The sequence below is a fragment of the Sulfurimonas lacustris genome, assembly GCF_059705355.1.
Map to the genome: position 1 here is coordinate 21,967 of NZ_AP046126.1, position 23,419 is coordinate 45,385.

General features: G+C 30.0%; 25 protein-coding genes. 9 read left to right on the forward strand and 16 right to left on the reverse strand.

What is annotated here, in order from left to right:
* Nucleotides 1–5: 5 nt before the first annotated feature.
* From AC6H4V_RS11990 to AC6H4V_RS12020, 7 genes are all read left to right on the forward strand, one after another.
* The gene (locus AC6H4V_RS11990; RefSeq protein WP_497608027.1) at nt 6–917 is read left to right on the forward strand and encodes a tetratricopeptide repeat protein; all 912 of its coding nucleotides are present in this window, start codon (nt 6–8) and stop codon (nt 915–917) included.
* Nucleotides 918–1,262: 345 nt separating this feature from the next.
* Nucleotides 1,263–1,472 carry a hypothetical protein gene (locus AC6H4V_RS11995; RefSeq protein WP_497608028.1) on the forward strand — a complete coding sequence of 70 codons (210 nt, stop codon included), beginning with the start codon at nt 1,263–1,265 and terminating at the stop codon, nt 1,470–1,472.
* A gap of 67 nt (nt 1,473–1,539) precedes the next feature.
* The gene (locus AC6H4V_RS12000; protein WP_497608029.1) at nt 1,540–2,067 is read left to right on the forward strand and encodes a hypothetical protein; all 528 of its coding nucleotides are present in this window, start codon (nt 1,540–1,542) and stop codon (nt 2,065–2,067) included.
* On the forward strand, nt 2,027–2,254 hold the full coding sequence (locus AC6H4V_RS12005; RefSeq protein ID WP_497608030.1) for a WGR domain-containing protein: 228 nt from the start codon (nt 2,027–2,029) through the stop codon (nt 2,252–2,254). Before AC6H4V_RS12000 ends, AC6H4V_RS12005 begins: the two co-directional genes overlap by 41 nt.
* 26 nt (nt 2,255–2,280) lie before the next feature.
* Entirely contained in the window at nt 2,281–2,571 is a 291-nt protein-coding gene (locus AC6H4V_RS12010; RefSeq protein WP_497608031.1) for a hypothetical protein, read from the forward strand.
* A gap of 7 nt (nt 2,572–2,578) precedes the next feature.
* The gene (locus AC6H4V_RS12015; RefSeq protein ID WP_497608032.1) at nt 2,579–2,920 is read left to right on the forward strand and encodes a hypothetical protein; all 342 of its coding nucleotides are present in this window, start codon (nt 2,579–2,581) and stop codon (nt 2,918–2,920) included.
* A 64-nt stretch (nt 2,921–2,984) separates the two neighbouring features.
* On the forward strand, nt 2,985–3,257 hold the full coding sequence (locus AC6H4V_RS12020; protein ID WP_151944440.1) for an HU family DNA-binding protein: 273 nt from the start codon (nt 2,985–2,987) through the stop codon (nt 3,255–3,257).
* A 43-nt stretch (nt 3,258–3,300) separates the two neighbouring features.
* On the opposite strand, the gene AC6H4V_RS12025 is transcribed toward AC6H4V_RS12020, so the two are convergent.
* Nucleotides 3,301–4,215 carry a tyrosine-type recombinase/integrase gene (locus tag AC6H4V_RS12025; RefSeq protein ID WP_497608033.1) on the reverse strand — a complete coding sequence of 305 codons (915 nt, stop codon included), beginning with the start codon at nt 4,213–4,215 and terminating at the stop codon, nt 3,301–3,303.
* 192 nt (nt 4,216–4,407) lie between these two features.
* On the opposite strand from AC6H4V_RS12025, the gene AC6H4V_RS12030 reads away from it, so the two are divergent.
* The gene (locus AC6H4V_RS12030; protein WP_497608034.1) at nt 4,408–4,611 is read left to right on the forward strand and encodes a hypothetical protein; all 204 of its coding nucleotides are present in this window, start codon (nt 4,408–4,410) and stop codon (nt 4,609–4,611) included.
* Nucleotides 4,612–4,667: 56 nt separating this feature from the next.
* Nucleotides 4,668–5,234, forward strand: coding sequence for a type II toxin-antitoxin system PemK/MazF family toxin (locus tag AC6H4V_RS12035; protein WP_497608035.1), 567 nt, complete (start codon nt 4,668–4,670; stop codon nt 5,232–5,234).
* 296 nt (nt 5,235–5,530) lie between these two features.
* Here AC6H4V_RS12035 and AC6H4V_RS12040 read toward each other — a convergent pair whose 3' ends face one another.
* The 15 genes from AC6H4V_RS12040 to AC6H4V_RS12110 all read right to left on the reverse strand — a co-directional run bounded on the left by AC6H4V_RS12040 (nt 5,531) and on the right by AC6H4V_RS12110 (nt 23,288).
* Entirely contained in the window at nt 5,531–6,664 is a 1,134-nt protein-coding gene (locus AC6H4V_RS12040) for a Fic family protein (protein WP_497608036.1), read from the reverse strand.
* A gap of 83 nt (nt 6,665–6,747) precedes the next feature.
* Complete coding sequence (locus AC6H4V_RS12045; protein ID WP_497608037.1) at nt 6,748–10,881, reverse strand: conjugal transfer protein TraG N-terminal domain-containing protein; 4,134 nt, start codon at nt 10,879–10,881, stop codon at nt 6,748–6,750.
* On the reverse strand, nt 10,881–11,654 hold the full coding sequence (locus AC6H4V_RS12050; RefSeq protein WP_151944437.1) for a TrbC family F-type conjugative pilus assembly protein: 774 nt from the start codon (nt 11,652–11,654) through the stop codon (nt 10,881–10,883). The genes AC6H4V_RS12045 and AC6H4V_RS12050 overlap by 1 nt, the downstream gene beginning before the upstream one ends.
* Entirely contained in the window at nt 11,644–12,666 is a 1,023-nt protein-coding gene (locus AC6H4V_RS12055; protein ID WP_428015979.1) for a TraU family protein, read from the reverse strand. Before AC6H4V_RS12055 ends, AC6H4V_RS12050 begins: the two co-directional genes overlap by 11 nt.
* Entirely contained in the window at nt 12,647–13,276 is a 630-nt protein-coding gene (locus AC6H4V_RS12060; RefSeq protein WP_497608038.1) for a hypothetical protein, read from the reverse strand. Before AC6H4V_RS12060 ends, AC6H4V_RS12055 begins: the two co-directional genes overlap by 20 nt.
* The gene (locus AC6H4V_RS12065) at nt 13,248–13,742 is read right to left on the reverse strand and encodes a S26 family signal peptidase (protein ID WP_497608039.1); all 495 of its coding nucleotides are present in this window, start codon (nt 13,740–13,742) and stop codon (nt 13,248–13,250) included. The genes AC6H4V_RS12060 and AC6H4V_RS12065 overlap by 29 nt, the downstream gene beginning before the upstream one ends.
* Nucleotides 13,702–14,112 carry a hypothetical protein gene (locus AC6H4V_RS12070; protein ID WP_497608040.1) on the reverse strand — a complete coding sequence of 137 codons (411 nt, stop codon included), beginning with the start codon at nt 14,110–14,112 and terminating at the stop codon, nt 13,702–13,704. Before AC6H4V_RS12070 ends, AC6H4V_RS12065 begins: the two co-directional genes overlap by 41 nt.
* 56 nt (nt 14,113–14,168) lie before the next feature.
* Complete coding sequence (locus AC6H4V_RS12075; protein WP_497608041.1) at nt 14,169–15,659, reverse strand: AAA family ATPase; 1,491 nt, start codon at nt 15,657–15,659, stop codon at nt 14,169–14,171.
* Nucleotides 15,660–15,766: 107 nt separating this feature from the next.
* Nucleotides 15,767–16,000 (reverse strand): hypothetical protein, encoded by a 234-nt coding sequence (locus tag AC6H4V_RS12080; protein WP_497608042.1) that lies wholly within the window; start codon nt 15,998–16,000, stop codon nt 15,767–15,769.
* An 8-nt stretch (nt 16,001–16,008) separates the two neighbouring features.
* Nucleotides 16,009–17,721 carry an HD domain-containing protein gene (locus tag AC6H4V_RS12085; RefSeq protein ID WP_497608043.1) on the reverse strand — a complete coding sequence of 571 codons (1,713 nt, stop codon included), beginning with the start codon at nt 17,719–17,721 and terminating at the stop codon, nt 16,009–16,011.
* A 4-nt stretch (nt 17,722–17,725) separates the two neighbouring features.
* Complete coding sequence (locus AC6H4V_RS12090; RefSeq protein ID WP_497608044.1) at nt 17,726–19,168, reverse strand: type IV secretory system conjugative DNA transfer family protein; 1,443 nt, start codon at nt 19,166–19,168, stop codon at nt 17,726–17,728.
* Nucleotides 19,155–19,871 carry a hypothetical protein gene (locus tag AC6H4V_RS12095; RefSeq protein ID WP_151029544.1) on the reverse strand — a complete coding sequence of 239 codons (717 nt, stop codon included), beginning with the start codon at nt 19,869–19,871 and terminating at the stop codon, nt 19,155–19,157. Before AC6H4V_RS12095 ends, AC6H4V_RS12090 begins: the two co-directional genes overlap by 14 nt.
* Before the next feature lie 10 nt (nt 19,872–19,881).
* Complete coding sequence (gene traN / locus AC6H4V_RS12100) at nt 19,882–22,062, reverse strand: conjugal transfer protein TraN (protein WP_497608045.1); 2,181 nt, start codon at nt 22,060–22,062, stop codon at nt 19,882–19,884.
* Nucleotides 22,059–22,502 carry a lytic transglycosylase domain-containing protein gene (locus AC6H4V_RS12105; protein WP_497608046.1) on the reverse strand — a complete coding sequence of 148 codons (444 nt, stop codon included), beginning with the start codon at nt 22,500–22,502 and terminating at the stop codon, nt 22,059–22,061. Before AC6H4V_RS12105 ends, traN begins: the two co-directional genes overlap by 4 nt.
* A gap of 12 nt (nt 22,503–22,514) precedes the next feature.
* Complete coding sequence (locus AC6H4V_RS12110) at nt 22,515–23,288, reverse strand: DsbC family protein (RefSeq protein ID WP_497608047.1); 774 nt, start codon at nt 23,286–23,288, stop codon at nt 22,515–22,517.
* Nucleotides 23,289–23,419: the final 131 nt, after the last annotated feature.

The following is a 23,419-nucleotide window of genomic DNA, read 5'->3' on the forward strand; positions in this document are numbered from 1 at the left end:
TAATAATGACTAACCACGACCTAATAAAACACCAAATAAAAAAGTTTTGTTTCGAGAAACTCAAAAATAATCAAGAGCCATTAGAGCGATTTAAAAAATTAGTAAACTCTGGCTCAAGCATAATAGAAAATGCAGTAAAACCAGAGCTTATATCGGGTGCCATTATATTTAGTTACCTAAGAGAGCATAAATTAAATGGAAGAGGTGGAATCACTACAAAACAGTTGGCTGATTACTTTGGTGTAAAGCCACAAGCTATCAATTCAAAAGTATTCGATGTGGATTGTATAGTCAATAGAAGTGCTATATTTCCAGATGATCTCAAAGAACATTATGAGTTTGTAGATATTGATAGATTTGAAGTGAGTGAGGAGTATTATGAGTTTCTTGAGAGTCCTGAGGCTGATGATTATAAAAAAAGTGAAAAGATACTAGTAAAACTCATCAAACTTGACCCAGATTTCTATGATACCTATACAGTGCTTCATGAGTATTATCTAAATAGCGGTAAAGGGACAAAAGCTTATAACCTGATGCAAAAAGGGTATGAAAGAGCTATGAATTTAGTCCTTAATAAAAATGGTAAATTCCCAGATAGCTTACCTTGGGGATTCACTGAAAATAGACACATCATTAGAGTGATGTTTAATTTTGCTGCACTTTTATGGCTCAATAGTGATAAGAAAAATGCCCTTGTGATTTTCAATAGACTTTTAAAATCAAACCCAGATGACAATATAGGTGCTCGATATGTTATAGTAGCTATACATGAAGGGGTAAAATCTATCTATGAGTTTGAAAAGATGTTTGATGATGGAAGTGGAAATTGGGATTGGGAAGCTCAAGAGAAGTGGTTTTGGGAAACAGCAAGTAAGTATAAAAGTGAAATAGGTTGGTGGCTTGAACTCGAAGAATAATATACACGATAGGTGTATAATTTATTAAAAATATATGAGAATATACAATTCTAGAGCATATCTATTTTTTTAATTACAACAACAGAAGATACAAAAATCATCTTCAAAAATTACTACAAATAAGCAAGTAGATATTCCTAATGTTTTTGAACTATAAATACGAAATCTTCCTATCAAATATTAACTATATTTCGTATTTTTAACTATTTCACGAAATCTATATATCACAATCTTCAAATAATAGGCAACTTTAGAACATTGCAGAGCAAGGGAACTTATTTCATTATATATTGACAAAATACAATATATACTATAAAATCACATTACAAATATTAGGAGTTAACAATGGACGAAATTTTTATAAAACAAACAAATACAACCGTGAGAACAGATGAAGATAATAAAGTATTATTAGCATTTGATGTCGTGAATGGTATTGTAGATGAGCAAAGCGAGGGAATTTTAGCTGAAGTATCACCATTTATGTATGATGAGATTAAAAATGGATTGTCTATTAACCCTCAAGAATACGGTGTTGATTGTGTAGATAAGTAGAAATTCAAAATAATCACAAAATACAATATAAATATTATAATGCCATAAATACTTTAAAAGGATAAATATGGCAGAAAAACAACAAAAAAGAAAAAATCTCTCTCTTGCAGATAAACTAAAATATCTTGAAAAACAAGATATTACCTGCACCAATACCAATGAGGTATTCGTAAACAATTTGTATAACGCAGTCATTAAAATGAATAAAATGCCTGATATGCAAATTGCTACAGTATTTACAAACTCTCAAACAACTATTAGATTGATGAACATAGCAACAATTGTTGATACTATGATGAATTCAATGAATAGACGAATTAGAGGTTTTGATACCGTTGGTGGTTTTAGAACTGATATTGATAGAACTGTAAAAACTCTTGAAGATCATAAATACTTTTCTTCAAAGATTGATGAGCTTACGCAGCTCTTTGAAGATATTATTGATGAAGCAAGACAAAAGGGATATCTATATCAAAAACAAACTCAAACTAAAGAAGATGAAGTAGATCAAACAGTAAAACCTGATGAGCCTAAAACTGAGGAACCAAAAGTAGATGAGGATACAACTAAAAAGACAAGTAAAACAAAGACATAGATATTATAAATTAGAAGTCCAGAAGTCCCTATTTGGCGACTTCTTGTTAATAATATACTATGGCTCATTCCAGAATACTACATTCACTAGAAAATATTTTTTGGAATTTAAGTCTTTTGAAGAACTCAAAAATAGGTATAACCTCATAGTCTCATCTAAACTAAAAAAAGGCTATCGAAGTTATTAAAATATATTAATAATAAAGGCGATACTTTGAAAACATCAATAAAATATGAAAATACAACTTTACACAACCTCTTGAACGAGTTATCTTATGATAACTTAGAACATTTAGAGCTTGATCTAATGATGAATAGCATTTCACATAGAAGAAAAAAAATACTTGCGGAAAAATGTATAAATAAAGGTTCAAGGTTTTCTGTAGATGAAGGTGCACTTGTTACATCACACGATTTTAGTGGAAAAATTCTAGTTGTTATAAGTGTAAATGATACTGTAGTAATCGGTTTAGCTACTGATGAGAATAAAATCTTTAGTGTGTGACGGTTAAATGACTGAAAACTATATAATTACAGATAAATATAAGAAATTGAATCAAGAGCATTCAGTTTCTTTAGCAAATAATTATCTATCAATTGATGATAAACTTGTCAATATGGATAAAATCATAACTATATCAGTAAATGAAATAGATAGTGATACCTATATTGTAGAAGGGCAAACATCTGTTATCTTTGCTAAATATTCAGTTGATATGATTTGTGGGATAGAACCTTCCTGTGTTATTGTTCCTGATAGAGTAGAGATTGAAATATTCAATAATATTGAAGAAGCGAATTTATTTGTTAAAGTACTATATAAAATGATTACAAAGATTAATCAAAATAGCTAATTGTGGTAAAACATATCAAAATTTTGATAAAATCTACTCACAAATTAGAATGGAGATATAAAATATGAACAAAAATGATTTCATTGATATCGTAGCTGAAAAATCTGGACTTACTAAAAAAGATTCAAAAGCTGCATTAGATGCTGTACTTGAAACAATTACTGAAACACTTTCAAAAGGTGATAGTGTTAGCTTCATAGGATTTGGTACATTTTCAACATCTACAAGAGCTGAAAGAACAGCAAGAGTTCCAGCAACTGGAGCAGAAGTTAAAGTTCCCGCAACAAAAGTTGCAAAATTTAAAGTTGGTAAAGCTTTAAAAGACGCAGTTAAATAAACTATAAAATAAGTATTTATACACTAATAAAGTGTAATAGTACTTATTTTATAGTATCTAAATATGCTTTTTGAACCTCTCGTTGATTTGGATTAGTATAGATCATTGTTGTTTGAATACTTGCATGTCCAAGTAACTCTTTTACAGTCACAATGTTTACATCTTTTGCAATCATTGATTTTGCAAATGTGTGTCTTAAAATATGAGCACCACTATATTTAATACCGATTTTTTTGTAGGTATTATTTAAAAATCTATATATTTGTGAACCATCCATCACTTTACCAGACTTTGTTGTTGCAATAAACTCTATATCATTACTTATATAATAAGAAATTTCTTTCTGAATATATTTTTTTGGTATATATAAAGTTCTTTCTTTATCCCCTTTTCCTATAGTATAAATTATATAAAGTTCTCCGTCTGCAACAAAGTTTTTGGTTTTCAATACTTCAAGTTCCCCTCTTCTAGCCCCTGAATATAGGAGAATTTTCAAAATTAATGAAGCTCTAATATTTAAAAAATTGTTGAGTTGAATATTGGCAAGATACTCTTCCAAAATTTGAACATCTTTATTTTCAACACCCTTTGGAGTCCTTTTTGGAACTTTTATATTGATCTTAAAAATAGTAGAGAGCTTAATATCAGTATCAAGATTTTCATTGATAAATGTAAAGAATGTTTTTAAATGAGTGATGTAAAGTTTTTTAGAACTCATCTCAAGCTCACTTTGTTTTTCTAAAACCATATTTTTGTATTCAAGAAAATTCATAATGTCAATTTTTTTTAGATTCTCAAACGAAACAGATTTTTCATATTGTCTTATGAACTCTATGAAACTTTTTATTGTAGTATTATAGGAGATGATAGTGTATTTTGATTTATTTGTGAGTTTTAGCTCATTTACGAAATAGTCGAAAAATCGTTCAATTTCTAGTGCAAACGACTCATTTTTCATCAAATCCCCCTATTTTTTACAAATTTTTCTATATTATACACTATTATAATGATAATAGTGTATTAATAAAAAGCTTTTTTTTAAATTTTAAATACACCATTAAGTAAAAAGAAGAGAATAGGGCAGTTTATTGACAGTAGTAGAAAAATATTATATACTTACAAAACACAATATATATTAAGGAAATTAATTATGTTTAATGACACTAATCCAATGAGCGGTTTACCATCTCACAATGGAATTGATGTAATGGGTAATCCAAATTCTACAACTACTAATGATGATACAAATAAATATTATTCAAATACTAATATCAATTTCAACTGGGGCTGGAAAACTGATCTGTTTCTTATAACAGTTGCAGTCGCTGTAAACTTATATGTTTTTATTATTTAAAAATATTTGATTGCTTATTATAAAGTTGATAAAATAGCAAATTTATATTAGGTTTTATGATGAGTTTATTAAATGAATTATATGAAGAATCAGAAAATAATTATTCTGATATACAAAAAAAAGAAATTGAAAATAAAATATTAAAGGTACAAACTTTTTTAGAAGATAATAAAATTGCTAAATGGTACTTTGTTATGGTTGGTTTTGGGGATCATTTACTTAAAGACATTCATTTAAAATATCGCAAAACAAATGCTTCATTTACTGTTGAAGAAATGAAAAGTTGTAAAGGTCTTAATTATGGTGAATATGAATTTTGTTATGAACATATGGCTTTGATATTAAGTGATATTCATCATAAATATATCAATAATGTAAAAACTGTTATAGTTGTACCGATATCATCAACAAAACGTAAGAATAGTATTTTGATTGAGAAAAAATATAACAGCTTTCTTCTAAATGATTCATACATCCTTTTAGATAGTATAAAACATATAAGTTTAGAACGAATTAATATAAAAGAAACAAAACGTGTGTTTAATAATCATTTCAAACCTTTATCACCTGTAGTTATAAATAGTGTTAAAAATTCACTTAAAAAGATGTTTGATATTATCTAAGCTTCTTTTAACGAATATACCAATATAATTTAATAGTTAAATCTTATCCATTGTCAGTGCGCTGCCTTTGGAACCAAGTGAGGAAAGGGTAATCCTCACACACTGCATTTTACTTATTTTATATAATGAATTAATAAAATCTTAGCCTTTATTATTACCAATAATTTTATCAACCTTTTGACTTTCAAGCTTTAATTTATTTTGGATCATAACTTGGAGTAAGACTATAAGCTAATCAAAATGGCGTGTCAAATGAACTAAAGGTTCATATAGTAAAACACTAAATAAGTATATTACTAATTATGATTTATCATATATCTAGTGCCTCTTCCTATTGTACCCTCTACTTTTTTGATGCACCCTTTTTGAAGTAAATCTGCAATATCCCTTGAAGCATTAGTTTCAGCGGTATTAGCAATTTTTACGTATTTAGCTTTTGTAAGATCACCTTTAAAATTTTCGCTTCCAATATCAAGAAGCCTATTTAATACTTTTATTTGTCTGGAATTTAGCTCATCTTCTCTATGAGTATCCCAGAATTTTGTTTTTTCTACGATGTAATTAAGTTGCTTCTGTGCATCTAATAGAGCATGGCGTAAGGTTTTAAAAAACCACTCCATCCAGTAAGTGATATCCAATGGATCATCTTTTTGAAATCTTCCAGTAGTTTTATCTAAAGCTTCGTAGTAACCTTTTCTATCTTCGTAGATACTCTTTGACATGGTATAGATTTTTGAAAAAGTAGATTGTTCTAATTTTGATAACACTCTATCAGTTAGTGCTCTTGTAACTCTTCCATTACCATCATCAAAAGGATGTATGATTACAAACCAAAGATGAGTAATAGCAGCTTTTTCAAGTGTTGCAGAGGTGGTATTGAACCATTTTATAAAACTATTTATTTCATCTTCAAGAGTATAAAAGGGCGGTGCTTCATAGTGAATTTTCTCTTTTCCATAATCCCCTGAAACTACTTGCATAGCACCTTCGCCTCTAAACTGGGCCACTTTTATTTTTGAAAATCCACTATACCCTTTTTCAAACATTGCATGGTGCCAACCAAAGAGTTTATCACACGTTAAATCCTCATCATAGTTTGTGTTAGCATCAATGAGAATATCTACATAATTATCCTCTTTTCTTAGAGCCTTATAATGTTCATGAGACTCTAGTCCAAGTTTTTGTTTAATGGAGGAACGAACACTTTGGCGATTAAGTATCTCACCCTCTATTTCACAACTTGCAATAATCTCATTTTCTAAAGTTTGTGCTAATGAATAGTTTGTGCTCTCTTTATCCATCAAAAGCATAAAAGATTTTAGTTTTCCTTGTTCATAAGCAATATTTCTTAACAATGGTTCTAGTTTTTCTTTATTGTATTTAAAATTGGGATATTCATCATACTCCCATATCCATTTTTGTTTTTTCATAGAGTGAGTATAGCTAAAATGGCGTGAAAAATCAATATTTACATACCATTATATGGTATGTAAATTCTATCTTTACTTACTATCTATTCTTTATTCTTGTTAACAATATTATCAATTCTTTGGCTCTCTTGCTTTAAAATTTTTTCTGGATCATAATTTGGAGTAGGGTTGTAAGTCTGTAACTTTTGTTCAGGATCATACTTAATATTACCTACTGGATTGTATGTTTGTTGATTGCCTGAATTCAATGTCTTTAAATCAATATTTTGTTGGTTAAATTGTGAAGTAAATTTTTCCATTTCAGGCGAATTTACTGGTGGTAAATCTGAACCTTGTCCTAGTGGAGTAGGGATTAATAATGAGCTAGCCCCACTAGCTAAATTCAATCCTGCTTCAACATATTTCCCTACATTCTCATCTGCATTAGCAGCAGCTCCTGCAAAAGCTGTCAATCCAATTGTTGATACTACCATACTAAAAAAGCCACCGCCTTTTGGAGTATGTACATCGGTATTTCCATGCACATTAGATGGAGTATGAACAGAATTTTGTGGATGAACTTGATTTTTAATTTCAGGATTAGAAGCCACTATGCTTGCACCAGCTTTATTAAAATCAAAATTTCCGCTTTGAGGAACTGATTTTACATTTTTCAAATCTTCTTGAGCAATTTTTACTGTTGCATCATTTCCTGTGGCATTATTTTTAAAGTAAACACTTGCTGTTCCATCTTTATTAAATCCAGTTACTGTTCCATAATTTGAATGTCCCTTATCAAAAGCTTGCACTGTTGAACCAACTTTAATTGGTTCATTTACAGGTGCACCTGCTCCAAAACCAAAGTTAGCCATTCTCTTATTACTAATTGGTTTACCATCGATAACATCCTGTTTTAATGCATTTAGCCCTTTAATTTCTTTTGGATCATTGGAATGTGTAATTGCTTCATCAATTTTTTTAGTAAATTCTTCTCTACCTACTTGCTCAACACCTTTTGAAGCTTGAGGACGATGTCCAAAAGTCTCTTCTAATTTTCCTTCAGCTCTTAATGCATTTTGTTTAAAAGCAGTTGCTTTTTCATTTACTGAGCCATCATTGTTAAATACAAAACCATTTTTATTTGCAGCTTCTCCTAATCCTAAATCTTCAAAAGCTTTTTTGGTTCCTGCTCCACCTTTACCAGTATCTATTGCTGTTTCTACTTTTTTTGTAGCTTGTTCTATATCATTAACCGCTTTTTCAAAATCTGTAGCTTTAGAAAACTTCTTCTCAAAAGCTTCTTGAATTTGCGGTGCGAATCTAGTTCCCACAATTCCTGCTACAGTTGCTCCTAACATCATTGCAGCTTCTTCTTTTACTCCATCTTGTGTTTCTTTACTAGCTTTTGAAAAATTGTCTAAAAAATCTTTTTTTGCTTGTTGATATTCAGGGCTTTGATTATTAGTAACACTTGTTCCATTAGTAGTAATTTGTTCTTCATTTTTAGTAGCCTCATCAACTTTTTTGATTTCATCTTTCACACCATTAGTAAATGTTGAGTTTGGCTCTGGATTAGAATCTATAACTGCTTTTTTTAGATCTTGTTCAGTTTTTGATATATTAGTATCCATTCTTTCTAATGTTTCAACTGCTGTCTCATTGGTATTTTTAGCCTGTTCATCTTTAAATAAATTTCTAATAGGTTCATTTGTTGAAAATTTTTGGCCACTAACTTCACTCTCTTTTTGTGCATATAGTTGTTGCAGCTGTTTTGTAGAACTATCATCGAGTTGATAAGTATCTGTTTTTCCATCTTTACTTGTAACAACTAATTGACCACTTTTATTTGTAGAAATTGAATCACTATCTGTTAATGTAACCCCAACAGCTTTTGTAGCAATATTTGTGGCATTAGCTAATGCTCCTCCAAAACCACCTTTGCCTTTAAATAGTCCAGATAAAGCATTTAGTCCTGAAGTAGGGGAAACTTGTGCGACATTTGCTGTTGTATTGTCTTTTGAATAACCTGTAGTGTCATTAACCGTTGTATCTTTACCTTCTGTATCAGAATGAGTAAATGCTTTTTTAAATGCTTCTGTTAAAACTCCGCTTGTAGCTTTTTCAACTGCTTTTTGTTTAGCATATTCTTCAGTTGCCTTAACTTGAGCCATATCGACATTTTTAATATCTTTGGCTCTACCATTTTCATCAATTGTGAATGTTCCTTTAGAACCACTAGATGTAGTTACATTTTGTGTTGATGTTCCATCACCATTGTAAGTTGTTTCAACTGTAGTACCATTTTCATTTCTGATTTTAGAGTGAGTTAATTCGCCATTATTATAATCAAATTCACCGCTTACAGTTTTTCCTGAACTATCTGTAGAAGTATATTTAATACCGGTACCACTCAAAATTTCTCCATTTTTACCAAATGTCATAGCACCACTTAATTGTGTAACTGTTCCATCTGCTCCAACATTTGTCCATGTTCCATTTTGATATGAAGAACCATCAGCATTATTTTTAACTTGTGTATTTGCACTCCAATTTGCACCAACATTTCCACCTCCATGATGTCCTGCAATTGTATTAAGTCCTTGAGAAATTCCTTGCATAGCACCACTTACAATACCTTGATTAGACTGACTTGTCATACCTTGAGTTGTAGTTAAATTATTTGCTCCAAAACCTTCTCTTTGAATATTATATGATTGTCCCATACCTAGCATTGAAGTAGTGTCATGTTTATTAGCAGTAGTATTATCCATTCTAATATTTCCACTTTGCCAACTACCTGTACCCATCTCGCTTCCAACAGCTTCTCCTTTTGCAACTCTTCCAGTGATTCCTCCAGTCATCATTGCTAGTGCCCCCATTGAAAATCCTCCAACTATGAGTCCACTAATTGTAGGAACCATCCAATACATTGAAGATATCATGTTAATATAATCTAGTGCAGTAGATTCAACAAGTGGTTTAGTCATTGATGTTAATGTGCTATCCGCATAAGCATCAATGACCCCTTGAGCTTTAACTGATACAAGATGGTTTAATATAATTTCTCCTAAATGCCAAGTTGCTAGCCACATAAGCATTGTTAAATATCCAACAAAAGATTTAAATGCCAATGGTGTTAACATAATAAGTGCAAGCATAGGTGTAAGTCCTGCAACAACGGACATCAATATGCCCTTTGTTACAGGGATATATTTAGAACCTAATATTCCAGAAACAATCATATTTGAACTAGCTACACTTTCAGCTTTACCTGCATACATTGCCAAACTTTCTGAGTTTGAAGCATTCATTGCTGCATAACTTTTAAATGCTCCATTGAAAGCATTTATTGAAGCATTTTGCATTAACATAGTATTTGCTGAAGCTGTAGCACCATGAAGCCACTGATGTGTTGTTCCAAGTTTAGAAGATATAGCAGCAGCACTACCAAATCCCATTTGTGTAGCTAAGTTTTGCATTGCTTTACCACCTGCGGAAAAATATGTGGTCATATCAGAATTTATTGATGAATATGCATCAGTGCAACTCTTAACCTCTTTTGTACCATCTGATTTTATGTATTCTACTAAAACTGCTGGATTAGTTCCTCCCATATATGCCCATAAATCAGTACTTTGCATTGCTAAATCATAATCTTTTATACCATCGTCAAAATCAGGTAATGCACACTCTATTGAGTAGTTATAAACATTTTGAGATAATCTTGTATCTGTGATTTTATAGCTAAGTGATGAGTTGAATAGATTTAATGGTAACATCATCCCACCATCTGTATATCTAAGAGTAGCAGGTATTGAAGATGCACTCTCATATGCTTGTCCCAACTTATAATCAAGAGCTGAAATCAAACTCATGGGATATCCAACTGCCCATGGTACACCGTTAATTACTTTATTATTGCCCGTATTTGTTAGATCATCTATTTCAATAGATACTTGTGCGACTGCAAATGCTGACCATACACCAGTAGAAAGCAAAAATATTTTTGGTACTTTTAAAATATCTGAATTAGGTATAACCGTTGCCATAGCACCTACAAATAATGCTAATGATAATGTTAATTTCCATGCATCCTTATAATCGTCATAATGAAATAGAAAGGCTATCATTTGTAATGTTTCACCTAAAATATCTCCATATCCCCACGAATATACAGTGTAATCAGCACCAAATAGTGAAGTACTGAATATTAAAAGGAAAATACTTATCCACTTCATTATTTAGGCTCTCTAATTTTTTTAATTAATTTTGACAATGAAATATCATTTGACTGTTTTTCTAATTCTTCAAGGTGATATAGCATATTCCAATCACCACAACTTTTATAAATCTTTCCTGTTTTGACTTCATCTTTTGAACCTTCACTACCTTGAAAACCTTTATTTAGATAAGAAACATCCTTTGCATAAACAACACAAGGAACTTCATTGATTTCATATCTTTCAAATAATAATGGATCTAATAATATAGATGGATTTATCTTTTCATTTGGCTTATATTCAATAACTTTTTTTAGAAACTCCATCGTTGGCATAATTTTCTCACAACCATTAATACATCCTCTTAAAAGTAAAGAACCATTTCTCAATTTATTTTTATCTAAAAACAAACCATATTCATGCCATACAGAGAGTGGTACAGAACTACTCATAAAAATATATATTCTATTATTTGATACAAAATCTTCAAGATTAATATCAATTTTTTGTCCACTATTTTGATTTAAAGAAGTTTGAATATTGCTAAATATCTCTTTTTTTGTTGCTCCGCCATAAACTTTAGTTTCATAAGAGTTAATTCTGTCTTGTAACCCATTCATAGCATTTTGAATTTTCTCTTGATAAATACTTGTATCTGGCTTTTTAAGAGTTTTATTTATATCAAAATATATATCTTCTCTTTTTTTATCAATTTTTTCAATCTGATCATAAAAATCTGCAAAAGCATTTATACATATAATTAGTGTAAATATAATTATTTTAGAATACACAACAATCCCTTTTTCTATAAGTCATAATTGTCCAAACATGATTATTAACACCTGGTGTATTTTGTCCGTGTGCCCATATCATTCCACTTCTTCCAATTGGTGTTCTAAATGGCCATAGCATTAATGGATAAATTGGATAGAGTGCATAAGCAGATTTTCTCATTATTGGCATTGGATATTTACCACATAGTCCGACATTGCCCAAACTGCCCCATAAAATTAGTTCCCTATGCATTTTAAATATCATTCTAGCTCCTGCTGCCATTGCATTATCTGCACTTGCTACACCACTATTTGATGAACCCAATGGAAAAATATTTCCCCATGAACCTATACACCAATAAAGTGGGTCTAACGGAAAACCAAAGTTTGCAGCAACACTATCAGCTATACAAGCAAATTGAGCAAACATATTGGTAAATAACAATGCATCAGGTGTTAAGATTATTGACCAACTATCACTTTGCCATGTAGGGTCAATAGAAGTAGGATATAAACTATCTACACTAGCATCAGGAGATAAACAAGCTACATCAACAAGTAACTGGGCTAATTTTAGGAATGGGTATTTGATGTATGTAACTTGATAGCTTTCATTATTGCTAGCTCCTTGAGCTGATGGAGTACCTGCTTGAAAATTATTACCTAATCCTGGAAGTGGAATCGATACTCCTAAAGAAGGAATACAATTTGATATTCCACTCACATCCATAGTTGCAAAAGGTTCCCAAAATGATAATGTTAATCCTATTCTAGGAAATGGGTCTGGACAAACACATATAGGACTTGAAACATCTGCATAATCTTCTGCCATAGTAGAAACACCTAATGGTATGCCTGCAAATCGTATTGGCAATAGATTATAAACAGTTGTTATCATATTTGTTAGAACAATTCCTAATGAAGCTCCACCCCCTATTGCTGCTTCACAAGCTGCTGCATTAGGACTAGCATATGCAAATTGAAATGTTGAAAGAATGACTAAAATAATCTTATTTACTTTTTTTAGCATTAAATACCTCTACTTTAATCTTATTAACACTTTTGTCAACACTAACAATGCTGATAGTTTCTTTGATTTTAAATTTCTCTTTTATATTTTTTGTCAACATAAATGCTTGTTTGCCTAAATCATCTTTTACAAGATCTTTTGCTTTACACATTGTTGATGTAGCTAAAAAATGTTTGTCTTTATATCTAGTGGTTCTCAACTTTTGTACAAAACTTTTTTCATCAGGATCACAAGGATTAAAAATTACTATATCCGGAGGAATTACTTTGATAAATTTGATTGGATTTACTTGAGTCCCTTTTTTATATAAAACACCTTCGTATTGTCCATATCTATTGTATTTAGGTATATCTTGCTCTAGTGTATAGGTTGGATCAATATAATATACATAGCTCTTTGTTGCACTTATTGTTGATTCACCTGACATATTTTGTGCATCATTTTTTAGCTTTTTTACATATTCTTTTGCATTCTTTTCAATTAGTGGTTTTCTTTCCATTACTTCATCTATAAAATTTTTTTCTACAATAGAATATGTTTTTGCAAACACTGCACTTGATAAAACTGTAAATACAAGTATTTTAAAAAACAGGGGATGCTCCTCTTTCAATTTGTGATTTATCTACAAAACCAAAATATTTACTATCATAAGCATATGGATGCGTAGCTATTGCAAAAAATTTATCATTTGGAATAACACCACTAAATATAAACTGTGACAATGGTTTTCCTGCCATGTCTAACTTTTTAGCGGTACTAATATAACTTCCATCACAATAATAATTTAAGCCCCTTGTCTCTAAATATTGACCACTTTTGCAACCTACATATTTCAATAAATATTTTGCTTTTTGAGTATATGAATCTTTTTTTGGTACAAATAAAATATATTTATGAACACTTGGATTAAAGTCTTTATATGTAATCCAAACACTTTGTGGTAAACAAGAATCAAGGGTGTAATCAATCCTAATTGGCAAGTTCTTGTAAACAGGTGGGAAAAGTGTTAAAAATAATAAGGAAATATAAAAAAATCTACTTGTGAGAATGTATTTGAATGTCTCTGTAAACTTCATCAGTTATATCCACTATTTTATTGCTTTTAAAACCTTTTACATCAATTACTGCCCCTTTTATGAGAAATAATGTATTAGGCTCATCAATTAAAAATCTTTTCAAAGATGTTTCTAGAACTTCCAAATTTTTTTGCAAAGTTATTGCATATTGGTTTTCATTCATCTCTTTATTTAAAAATTTTTTTACTGTAATTGGATCTTGAATAATTTTTTGCATATCAACAGTCTTAATATGAAGAGATAAATATCTGTCATACAGGAAAAGAGTTAAAACATTAGTGAATACAATAATTGTAAGCCACATCAGTTTAGGCATGTATTTTTTTGTAAGATTGAAACTAGCATCTCTTTTTTGTGCTGTATTTTCCATATCTATCCTTCATAATTAAGATAGTGAAATAATACAACACTTATTTTGTTTTGTGATTACATCTTGAGTAAGTCCGCTAATTGTATACTAGTTGATATATTTAACTTATTGTGATACTGATTCATTTTTAAACCATAACTAGTAATATATACCAACTTTAACTCAAATTTTGAATTTTTTTTGATTCCATATTCTATAAATTTTTCTAATTTATTTTCAATATTGGAGACATCTGATCCAGTTAAAGAGTACTCTTTACTGTAATACTTACACTCAACTATATCGTAAAGCCCTTGCCCATACTCTACTACAAAGTCGATTTGTGCACCTGTTTCATCACTTGTTTTAGGTGTATATTGCCAGTAGTAATGATTTTTATATACTCCATTTGTACCTCTAGCTTTTAAATAAAGATCAATATTTATCAAACAAATAGTTTCAAATGAAAACCCAGCCCAAGATATGTAAGAGGATGTTTTTTGAGTTTCGCTCCAGTGACCTTTAGAAAATTTTGCTATTTTATTTTTACTGTATGGTTCTATCCATTTATGATAAAAAATACAAAACGGATCACTTACTATATATCTTGTTTCCCTTTCATCATTAAACTTTGCAATTGATTGTATAAAACCACACTGCTCAAGCTCCACTAAAATATTTTTGAGTTTTGAACCCATTTGAAAATCTGTTTGAGCAACTATCTCCGAGGTATTAAAACCTGATCTTTTTGATATGAGCAGATCCATAATAGATTTGTGCATCTTAAATCTTTCACGAAAGAGTGAGCGAAACACTATGTCATATTCCCCGTAAAGCTCACCGTTGATATCAAAAAAAAGCTCATCTATATTTTGTGCTATAGTTTTTGTATTGTCCAAATAGCTAAGATATTTGGCAACTCCACCAAATATCATATAGGTATCAATAACTGTTTTATCATCTACCATAAAGTGCTTTTCTTTTTGAAGATACTCTTTTGTCTCTTGAAGATTAAATGGAAACATTGCAATCGTTTTTGTAGTTCGTCTGTTAAATGGCCCTTGAGAGTCTTGAAATATTTTATTATTTATCCAAGATGCATTGGAACCACATATAATAAGTATTACATTATTTTTCTTTTCACAATAACTATTCCAAAAGTACCCTAAAGAGCCTAGAAATTCATTTTTTCCACTTGGATCTATCCACTGTACTTCATCAATAAAAACTACTATTTTTTGATTTTCCATGAAATTTTTTGATTCCTCTTCTAAAATATTGGTCAAAAAATTAAAAGCATCTCCCCATCTTGTTATCTCTTTTTGTGGCTCTTTTTTAAACCAAAGATTGATTTGATTGAGAAAGTTTTTGATTTGAGAATCGCTACTTAACTGATATGCTCCAGTATAATCAAAAAAAATAGCCTCTTTTCGATGATTTTTAAAGAATTGGTCCACAAGATAAGTTTTCCCTATCCTTCGCCTTCCATAGATAGATACAAAATTACTTTTTGGCTCATCACAAATGGAATTTAAGATATCAATCTCTTTTTTTCTCCCTATTATCATGCTATTCCTTTTTTATTTATATTTCTAATTATATATGATATAAACTGAAATATATACTATATTTAAAGATTTATTTCCTTTTAGGCACTAATATGTAGAAACATTCATTAGCTATAGTATTTTTCTAATTTTGGGATAACACTTTTTATTTCAAATTCTTCACTCATTTCAATAAGAAGATTATATATATCTGTAGAAATCTCATTTAACCTCTGTTGATAAAGCAAAATATCTTCATTTGAAACATTTTGTCCTAGCTTTTTATACATTTTGTCGAAAACCACATCTGTAAATAATGACAATTGGTGGAGTTCTTTTGCTTGTGATGTATTAAACTTCATATACTCTCCTAAACACTTATTGTTTCAGCATTATGAAAATATCGTGAAGCTCTTTGCAACATTTTCATTTCACTTTCGCTATAGCCTAAATATTTACTCTCCATTCGATAAGTAGTATGAGCAAGTCTTGGAGAAAATACCATAGGAGCATTGCTTATAAGAATTTTTTGAGACTTGATAATGTCATTATTTGTAAGAGCTTGCAATACGGGTATAACTTTTTTATCAGTTATTTTTATAAATTCATCTCCATCACTTAAAACTTGTCTGATTACATTTTTAAAATATGTAAATTGAAAATATACATATTTTCCTGATTTACTAGCTATAGAATTTAATCTATTTCGTCCTTGTGGAAGTTCCTCTACACTGATTAGGTTTTGTTTTAATAATGATTTGAAAGCAAACTCATTAAAATTGTCTATTATTAGCTGATCACCTAACGATAATTCTCCCATTCCTTTATTATTTTGCATATCATCCTCCTCTATTTGTTGATTTTTTTCATTAGTTTCATTTTCATCAATATCTTCATTTTTTATCTTTTGTGTTTTAGATATCTTGTGTTTTAAAATTTGGATATTTTTCTGATTTAAAATTGGTGTGTCATCATAATAATCTTGACTACTTTTTTGTTCTGAACTTTGGTTCTCTTCTTCATTATCCTCTTCATTTTTTTTATCTGATTCAGAATTGTCTTTTTTTGTCTCTTTTTCTCTATACTCTCTAATTTCTTGTTTTCTTGCACTAGAATCCGCTTCTTTTAAAAGTGTTCCTAAACTATAAATGACACGGTTCTCTTCAGTATCTTCAATAGAAAGATGATGAAATTTCACTACTTCTGAAATTAAATCTATTGACTTATAAGATGGGAACTTATTTTTTAAAATAAGATCACTAATAAACTCATGATGCTGTGTCGCAAATATTTTTTCTTCTAAATTTAAGTGATGAATTTTATTTAATGTTTCAAAATTTGTTATTTTTCCTATGTCATGACTCAATGCAGCAATGAGCATTTTAGGTGCTTGAATATTTACCATGCTCTTATCACTTTTTAAACCTATTTCAAATATATGTCTTACAACATTTAGTGTATGTTGCTCCAATTTAATATTTTTCAGTATCTGATATGAATTCTTTTTATTTGTGATAGAAACTTTCTCAAGTTCTATTTTTTCATTATCTTTATCAAATAAACTAACAACACTAGGCACATCTCCATGGTGTTCAATCATTGCTAACAAAACACATGCAATTTCTATTTCATTCTCATCATAGGCATTTATATACTCTACTATATAGTCTTTGATAATGTCTGTATTTCTAATACGATAATTGAACACAATATCAAGCACACTTGTTTTAACCATACCTGATTCATAAAAACTATTTGTAAGTGAGCTTTTTTTATTTTGTTCTATTCTTTCTATATCACTTCTATCAAGCCATATATTTGAGATTTTTTCCATATCAACAAATTGAATCTGACAATTTGCTCTATTATCTAGTTTGTGTTTAAAAAATCTTCTTTGTATCACAATAAAAAGTGTTAAGAAAGAAATGATTACTATAGACAATAAAATTAGCTTCGTTTGAAATGAAGCAATATTTTGAAAAATTTTAATGCCAAAAGTTCCGTGGTCATAATAATGAAAAATATTTCCTAGAACTAATGAAAAAAATAAAATCCACACAAAGGCAATAAAGTAATACAACATATTGCTACCTTGATGTTTTTTGAGCTGGCATTACAACTTTAATCTCTGTTCCATCAACCCGTTGCACCTTGCCTTTGTAATTACCTTCAAAACCAAAATAAAAAAATTCTCTAGGCTTTAAATCTAAAAACATTCTTGGCTCTAAAATTTCTTTTTTATCTTCCCTCATCATGAGGTTTTGAGTTGAAATCAACGATGAAAATTGTATGCTCTCTCCTCCATACTGAGCAACACTTTTAGCTGTTTCAATATCAACAAGTTTTAAAAATATTTTTGTGTTCGTATTTGCCAAAATCATTTTTGCTTTTTCTTCACCAACTGCATCATCTAAATCTGCAAAACTTTGAGAAAATGCACTAATCATCACATTTGCTGACCGAGATTTATTAAATAAATTCTCAATTCCCATATAGAGTGAATTAGAAGCCTCATCAATATAGATTGATAAAGGTTTCTCAAAAGGTCTATTGTCAACATTTCTTCTACCAATTGAGCTTTGAATCATCGATAAAACTGTTTTAGATAAAGTATCACTATTTAATTTTGATAACATTGATGGAGTTTGAACATACATTACAACTCCTTGGTCACTATCTAATTTATCAATAAATGCATTTGACTTACCATGACCTATCACTCGCCCTACGCTACCTATTGTAAGTTGAGTTAGAGTTGTTCTAAGTGTTGTAGTAACTTTTCCAAAATACTCAACAGGCGAAGATAATACATTGTGTAAAAGGTTTAAAACTAATTCTAAATCATCTTCTAATACATATCTAGGAGAAAGCTTTATAGCCTTTAGACTTGTTTCTAACTTTGTAAGTCCTGCATGACTTGCGTAGCTGTAAATATCGTAAAAAGTTAAAGGAGTAGTATCTCTATTTTCTTTTTTTTGAATCAATCGTGAATAAACAATTGCACTTGTTGTTTCTTGAGCTATTGAATAAAAAAATGGATCTTTTGCAGGTACTGAAGCAACTGTATGATTTATAATTTCATCAACCATGTAGTAGTTAGCTAATGGGTTTATCTTAATAGAAATGTCTGGATAAACAGTCGATAATAGCATAAAATCGTTCATTCTATCTGACTGTACACAAGACTGATATGCTCTACTAGTTAGTTCATTGTCAATTTTTGGATCAATAATTACTACATTATGACCATTTTTTATATCTTGCTCTACCATCACTTCAATAAGTCTTGATTTACCACTTCCTGTTGTTCCAAAACAAAACAGATGCCCTTTTCTATTTGCATTCATCATTTTTATAGGTATAAAATTTTTTTGTTCTAAATCATTAATATCAAATCCTGCTCCAATTTCAATAAACTCTTTATATTCTTGCTCTTTTTCTTGAATATATTGATTATATTGCCCTTTAAAATACTCTTTTAAGATATTTAAGTACTTAAAATTTTGACAACAAGGTTTAATACTTTTCATATGTATCTTTCATATCTCCGGAAGTAAAATAATTCCTAAATTTGAGCATTACTAGTGCTAAAAAAGATGAAACTACCACTTGAAAAATTAACATTGAGATAGCTTGATTATAGTGTTGCAATATAACTGTTATATCAAGATGAAGATAGGATATATATTCTTCAAATTCACCACTTGCAAGAATACTTTTTAAAGTATAAACTCCAAAGAGTATTAAAACTCCTGAAACTATAGATGATGTCATTTTTCCCATAAAAAGTACTGTAATCATTTTCTTAGTAACTTCACCACTAACATATCTTGAATACGAGCCAAGCCACATAGTCAATACAATTACCAATACAACCCACACATTAATAAAAAAAGTATCTGCTAAAACACTAACTCGAGGAGTTTGAGATGTAAATCCATAAAAACAAGCCAAATATAAAACAATCAATATATTCATAAAAAGCCCTGTTTTAAAGCCCAAGGTAAATCCATTTAGAGACTGTCCTATTGTAAATAAATCCTTATCCAACTTATTGGTTACAACTTTTTCTTGCACTGACAATGTTTGAAGGTGTGACAAATATTCAAATAAAGATAATTTGTTAAATACACCTTTCTCTTTTTGCCTGCTATGTTGATTGTTAAATGCACTAGTATCAGTCCAATTTATATCAGGTCTAAATCCTTGTCCGCTATTATTTGATGTACTCATTCAATTTCTCCTATTTAGATATGTTATTCCCTAGATTTTTTAGTCCACTTATAATTCCATTGATGTCTGAACTACTTGGTAAATCGAATGCATCTGTAAAATCCATTTTAGAAAAATCTAATTTTTCAAAATCTTCTACTTGAAAGCCTTGACAATTTGGTGATTCTGCACTTCCAAAATTACGACCTAATTGAATATTCCCTTGCTCTACGATTGTTTTTGCAAGCTTGCTATTAAAACAGCAATATGATTTTTTCTTTTGCACACATATTTTTGCGAATCCTAATTTGATTTTTTTAGAGCAATACTCCCCAATTTCTCTACATAATTGAGCATCCTTTTTCTTTGCTAAAAGCTTCTCATTATCTTTACAACTTACAAGTCCCCACAAAGTATCTTCATAGCCACCACAACAAGCATGTCCACTAAGATTGTAAAGTGCATCCCAACTTCTACATCTTAAATCTTGTCCACTAAAAATATATATATTTCCTGCACAATTACCATCTTCAGTCCACCCATCATTATTTGTATCATTAGAGCCTTGAACAGTGCCTGCATTTTCAAAATCTGTCATTCCAAAGCATGGAAATGGACTACACTGCCATTTATTATCAACTAATGCACACGGTCTATCATCACTAACTTGACAAGTAAATTTTTCTCTTTTGCAATTATTAACAGGTGGTGTTGAGCTATTACATGCATCGTCAAGAGTTGATGAATTATCAGCAGAAGTGTTTGGATCAGTTTTACTTGAGATACAGTCTCCACCTGTATTTTGCGGTACATAATTAAAACCCTGAGATGTTTGGCTATCTGAACAAACATAAGTATAATATTTGTAATTAACACTCTTTTTACAAGTACCATCAGGTTGTACACTTGGATGAGTAGAAGGACAAGTTAAAGCTTTTTGTTTATAACACTTTGTAGGGTCTGCACTAATTTGTGAACCATTAACATACCCACTATCATTACAAACATAAGAATCAGAAGTGTCTAAAGTGAATGTATTTGTAAGATATTGATTCCCAATTAGCCCTCCATTGCAATAATAATCCTGAAAATATATAGAGCAAGCTCCTGATGAATTACAAATTATTTTTGCACTTCCGTATTGTTGATATGTAATACCGCTCAAAAAATTATTAGTATCATTCACATTAACTGTATTTTTTAATCCTCCTTGAGTAGGACAACAATCATAATATTTAACTGTTGCACTTATGCCGTTACAACTTATGTCAATATGACAACAAGAGCTAGCACCTGGAGCACATGCTATTGATTTTGTTACACAAGAAAGATTAGTTACCTTTGTAGCATCTTTGACACTGTTGTCATAACAAATTCCATTTATCATTACTCCATCACAAATTTTTTGAGTATAGTCTTCTGCTGTTCCTGTATTTTCAACACTGTACCCATTTTCATAATCCCACTCTTGAGCACACTCTGCCATTTGACTAGGACAATACTCTGTTCCTTTTGTATCTGTTTGACAATCTACCAAAGAAGCTGAACCGCTTAAAACTTCACTGTCTTTTATCTGCGTATTACATTTTCTACCAGAAAATTCTTCAACAATATTAGATGGTGCTTCATAACAAGTAGGTTTAATATCGAATTCTATAACAGCACTAAATTTTGGTGATGGATTATTATAATGAGGACCATAATCTCTCCATTTTCCTGTTGTTCCTGACATCAATACATAATATTCACCTGGATTTTCTATTAGCACTCTTGTACCATCAGAAGTACCAATATTGCTTGAGTCTTGAGAATATACTAGATTTGAAATATCTACAGAATCCCAATTTGAATAAGATAATGCAGTATTTGCAACCGTTTGAAATCTACTTCTATCATATTTTGATGAGCAAGTAGTGTCGAAACAATAGTTAGTTGATTTATTTGGATCATAAATACCTATCCAACTTTCTGAATTTGCACCTATCATATCTTTAATGAAACTATTTTCGCCACTACTATTTGGGATAGCTAAATATCCCCCATTTGCGGTTGCAAATCCTTTTGCAGTTTCAAAATCCATCGTATTACCAGTTATTGCATAATAATGACTTCCATAGCTTTTAAATTCTCCTCCATAGTCTCCACAATTTATTGCAAATAGTGAACTTATAGAAACAATTAGCGGTAATATTATTTTAAATATACGACTCATGATATGACTTCTTTTTTAATTTGAGGAAAATAATTTAAAGAATAAAAGTTCTTTAAAACCTTTTGGTAGTAATTATTATTATGAACCTTTCCGTTGTAGCAATTAAGAGCTTTATAGTTTTCTCCATGTTTATTAACACATCCTCTTAATACCCAAGCACCAACATGTATATTGATTTTTGGGTTGAAAAGATCATCTTTTTCTATTCCGTATTTTTTTAAAAATGGCAAATGTACACTATTAATCTGCATCAAACCTATATCTAAACTTCCATTACGATTTTTTGCCAATGCTTTTGGGTTTAAATTACTCTCAACCTTTGCTATTGAGTACAACATCTTAGGATTAATGTTGTATTTTTTTGATGCTTCTAAAAAATATTGCTCGATATTTCCAAATGCACTGACAATTAAAGCTATAAGCAAAAATATAGTTTTCATCTATAACTCGTATTAATTAAAATACTTTTCTATTTGCGGTATATTTGCACCATTTATTACATCAATAATTTTCTTTTTATCATTATCAATGACAAATATCTTAGGTGTTCCTGTTATCTTTAAATCTTGAGCTAAAGATTCCATTCTTGAAAGTTTAGATATCGCATCTTCTGTTATTTCAACATTAACAGTCTCAAAATTTTTTATTTTTTGTGCAGTACTTTTTGGATCACTTGAACTCAATATTTGAAGGCTCATATTTCTTGCATTAGGATGCATATCTAAAGGTAGAAAATTTATATATAGCTTGACATCTTTAGTAGCAAAGAAATCTTCTGCTTTTTTACAGAATGGACACTCTGGATCTGTAAAAATTACAAAGTCATATTTAGATTTTCCATTTCCAAAACTCATTTCAAGAGCATTTTGAGTTAGTTGCTCTAATGAAATGCTTTTAATTTGTTCATTTTGTAAATGTTCTTGCCAATTTTTAACATCGTTTTGAGTTAGAGATTGTCCTGAAGCTGTCCAAATTTCTCCAAAAATTATCAAATTTTTAAAAGGACTAACATAAAGCATTTGGCCGTTATCTAAATAAACTTTATAGTAACCCTCAAGCTCTTTTGATTTTTCATATTTAGTAAATTGTGTATTTGGAATTACTGATTGAACATAGGATTTTTCAATATCACTTTTATTTTGAAGTGATACAACAGGTGTAGATTCTTTTGCATTTAAAGATAGTGCTAAAATTGCACTTATGCTTAATGTAGTGAATAATTTCATCAACTTTCCCCTTAGGTTTATTTTGATGAAATTATAATATTTATATTGTGTTTTGTGATTATCTAGTGTATTTATTTATCATTATATGATAATTTTTAGATAGTATCATCTTATCACTATTAGATAAAATA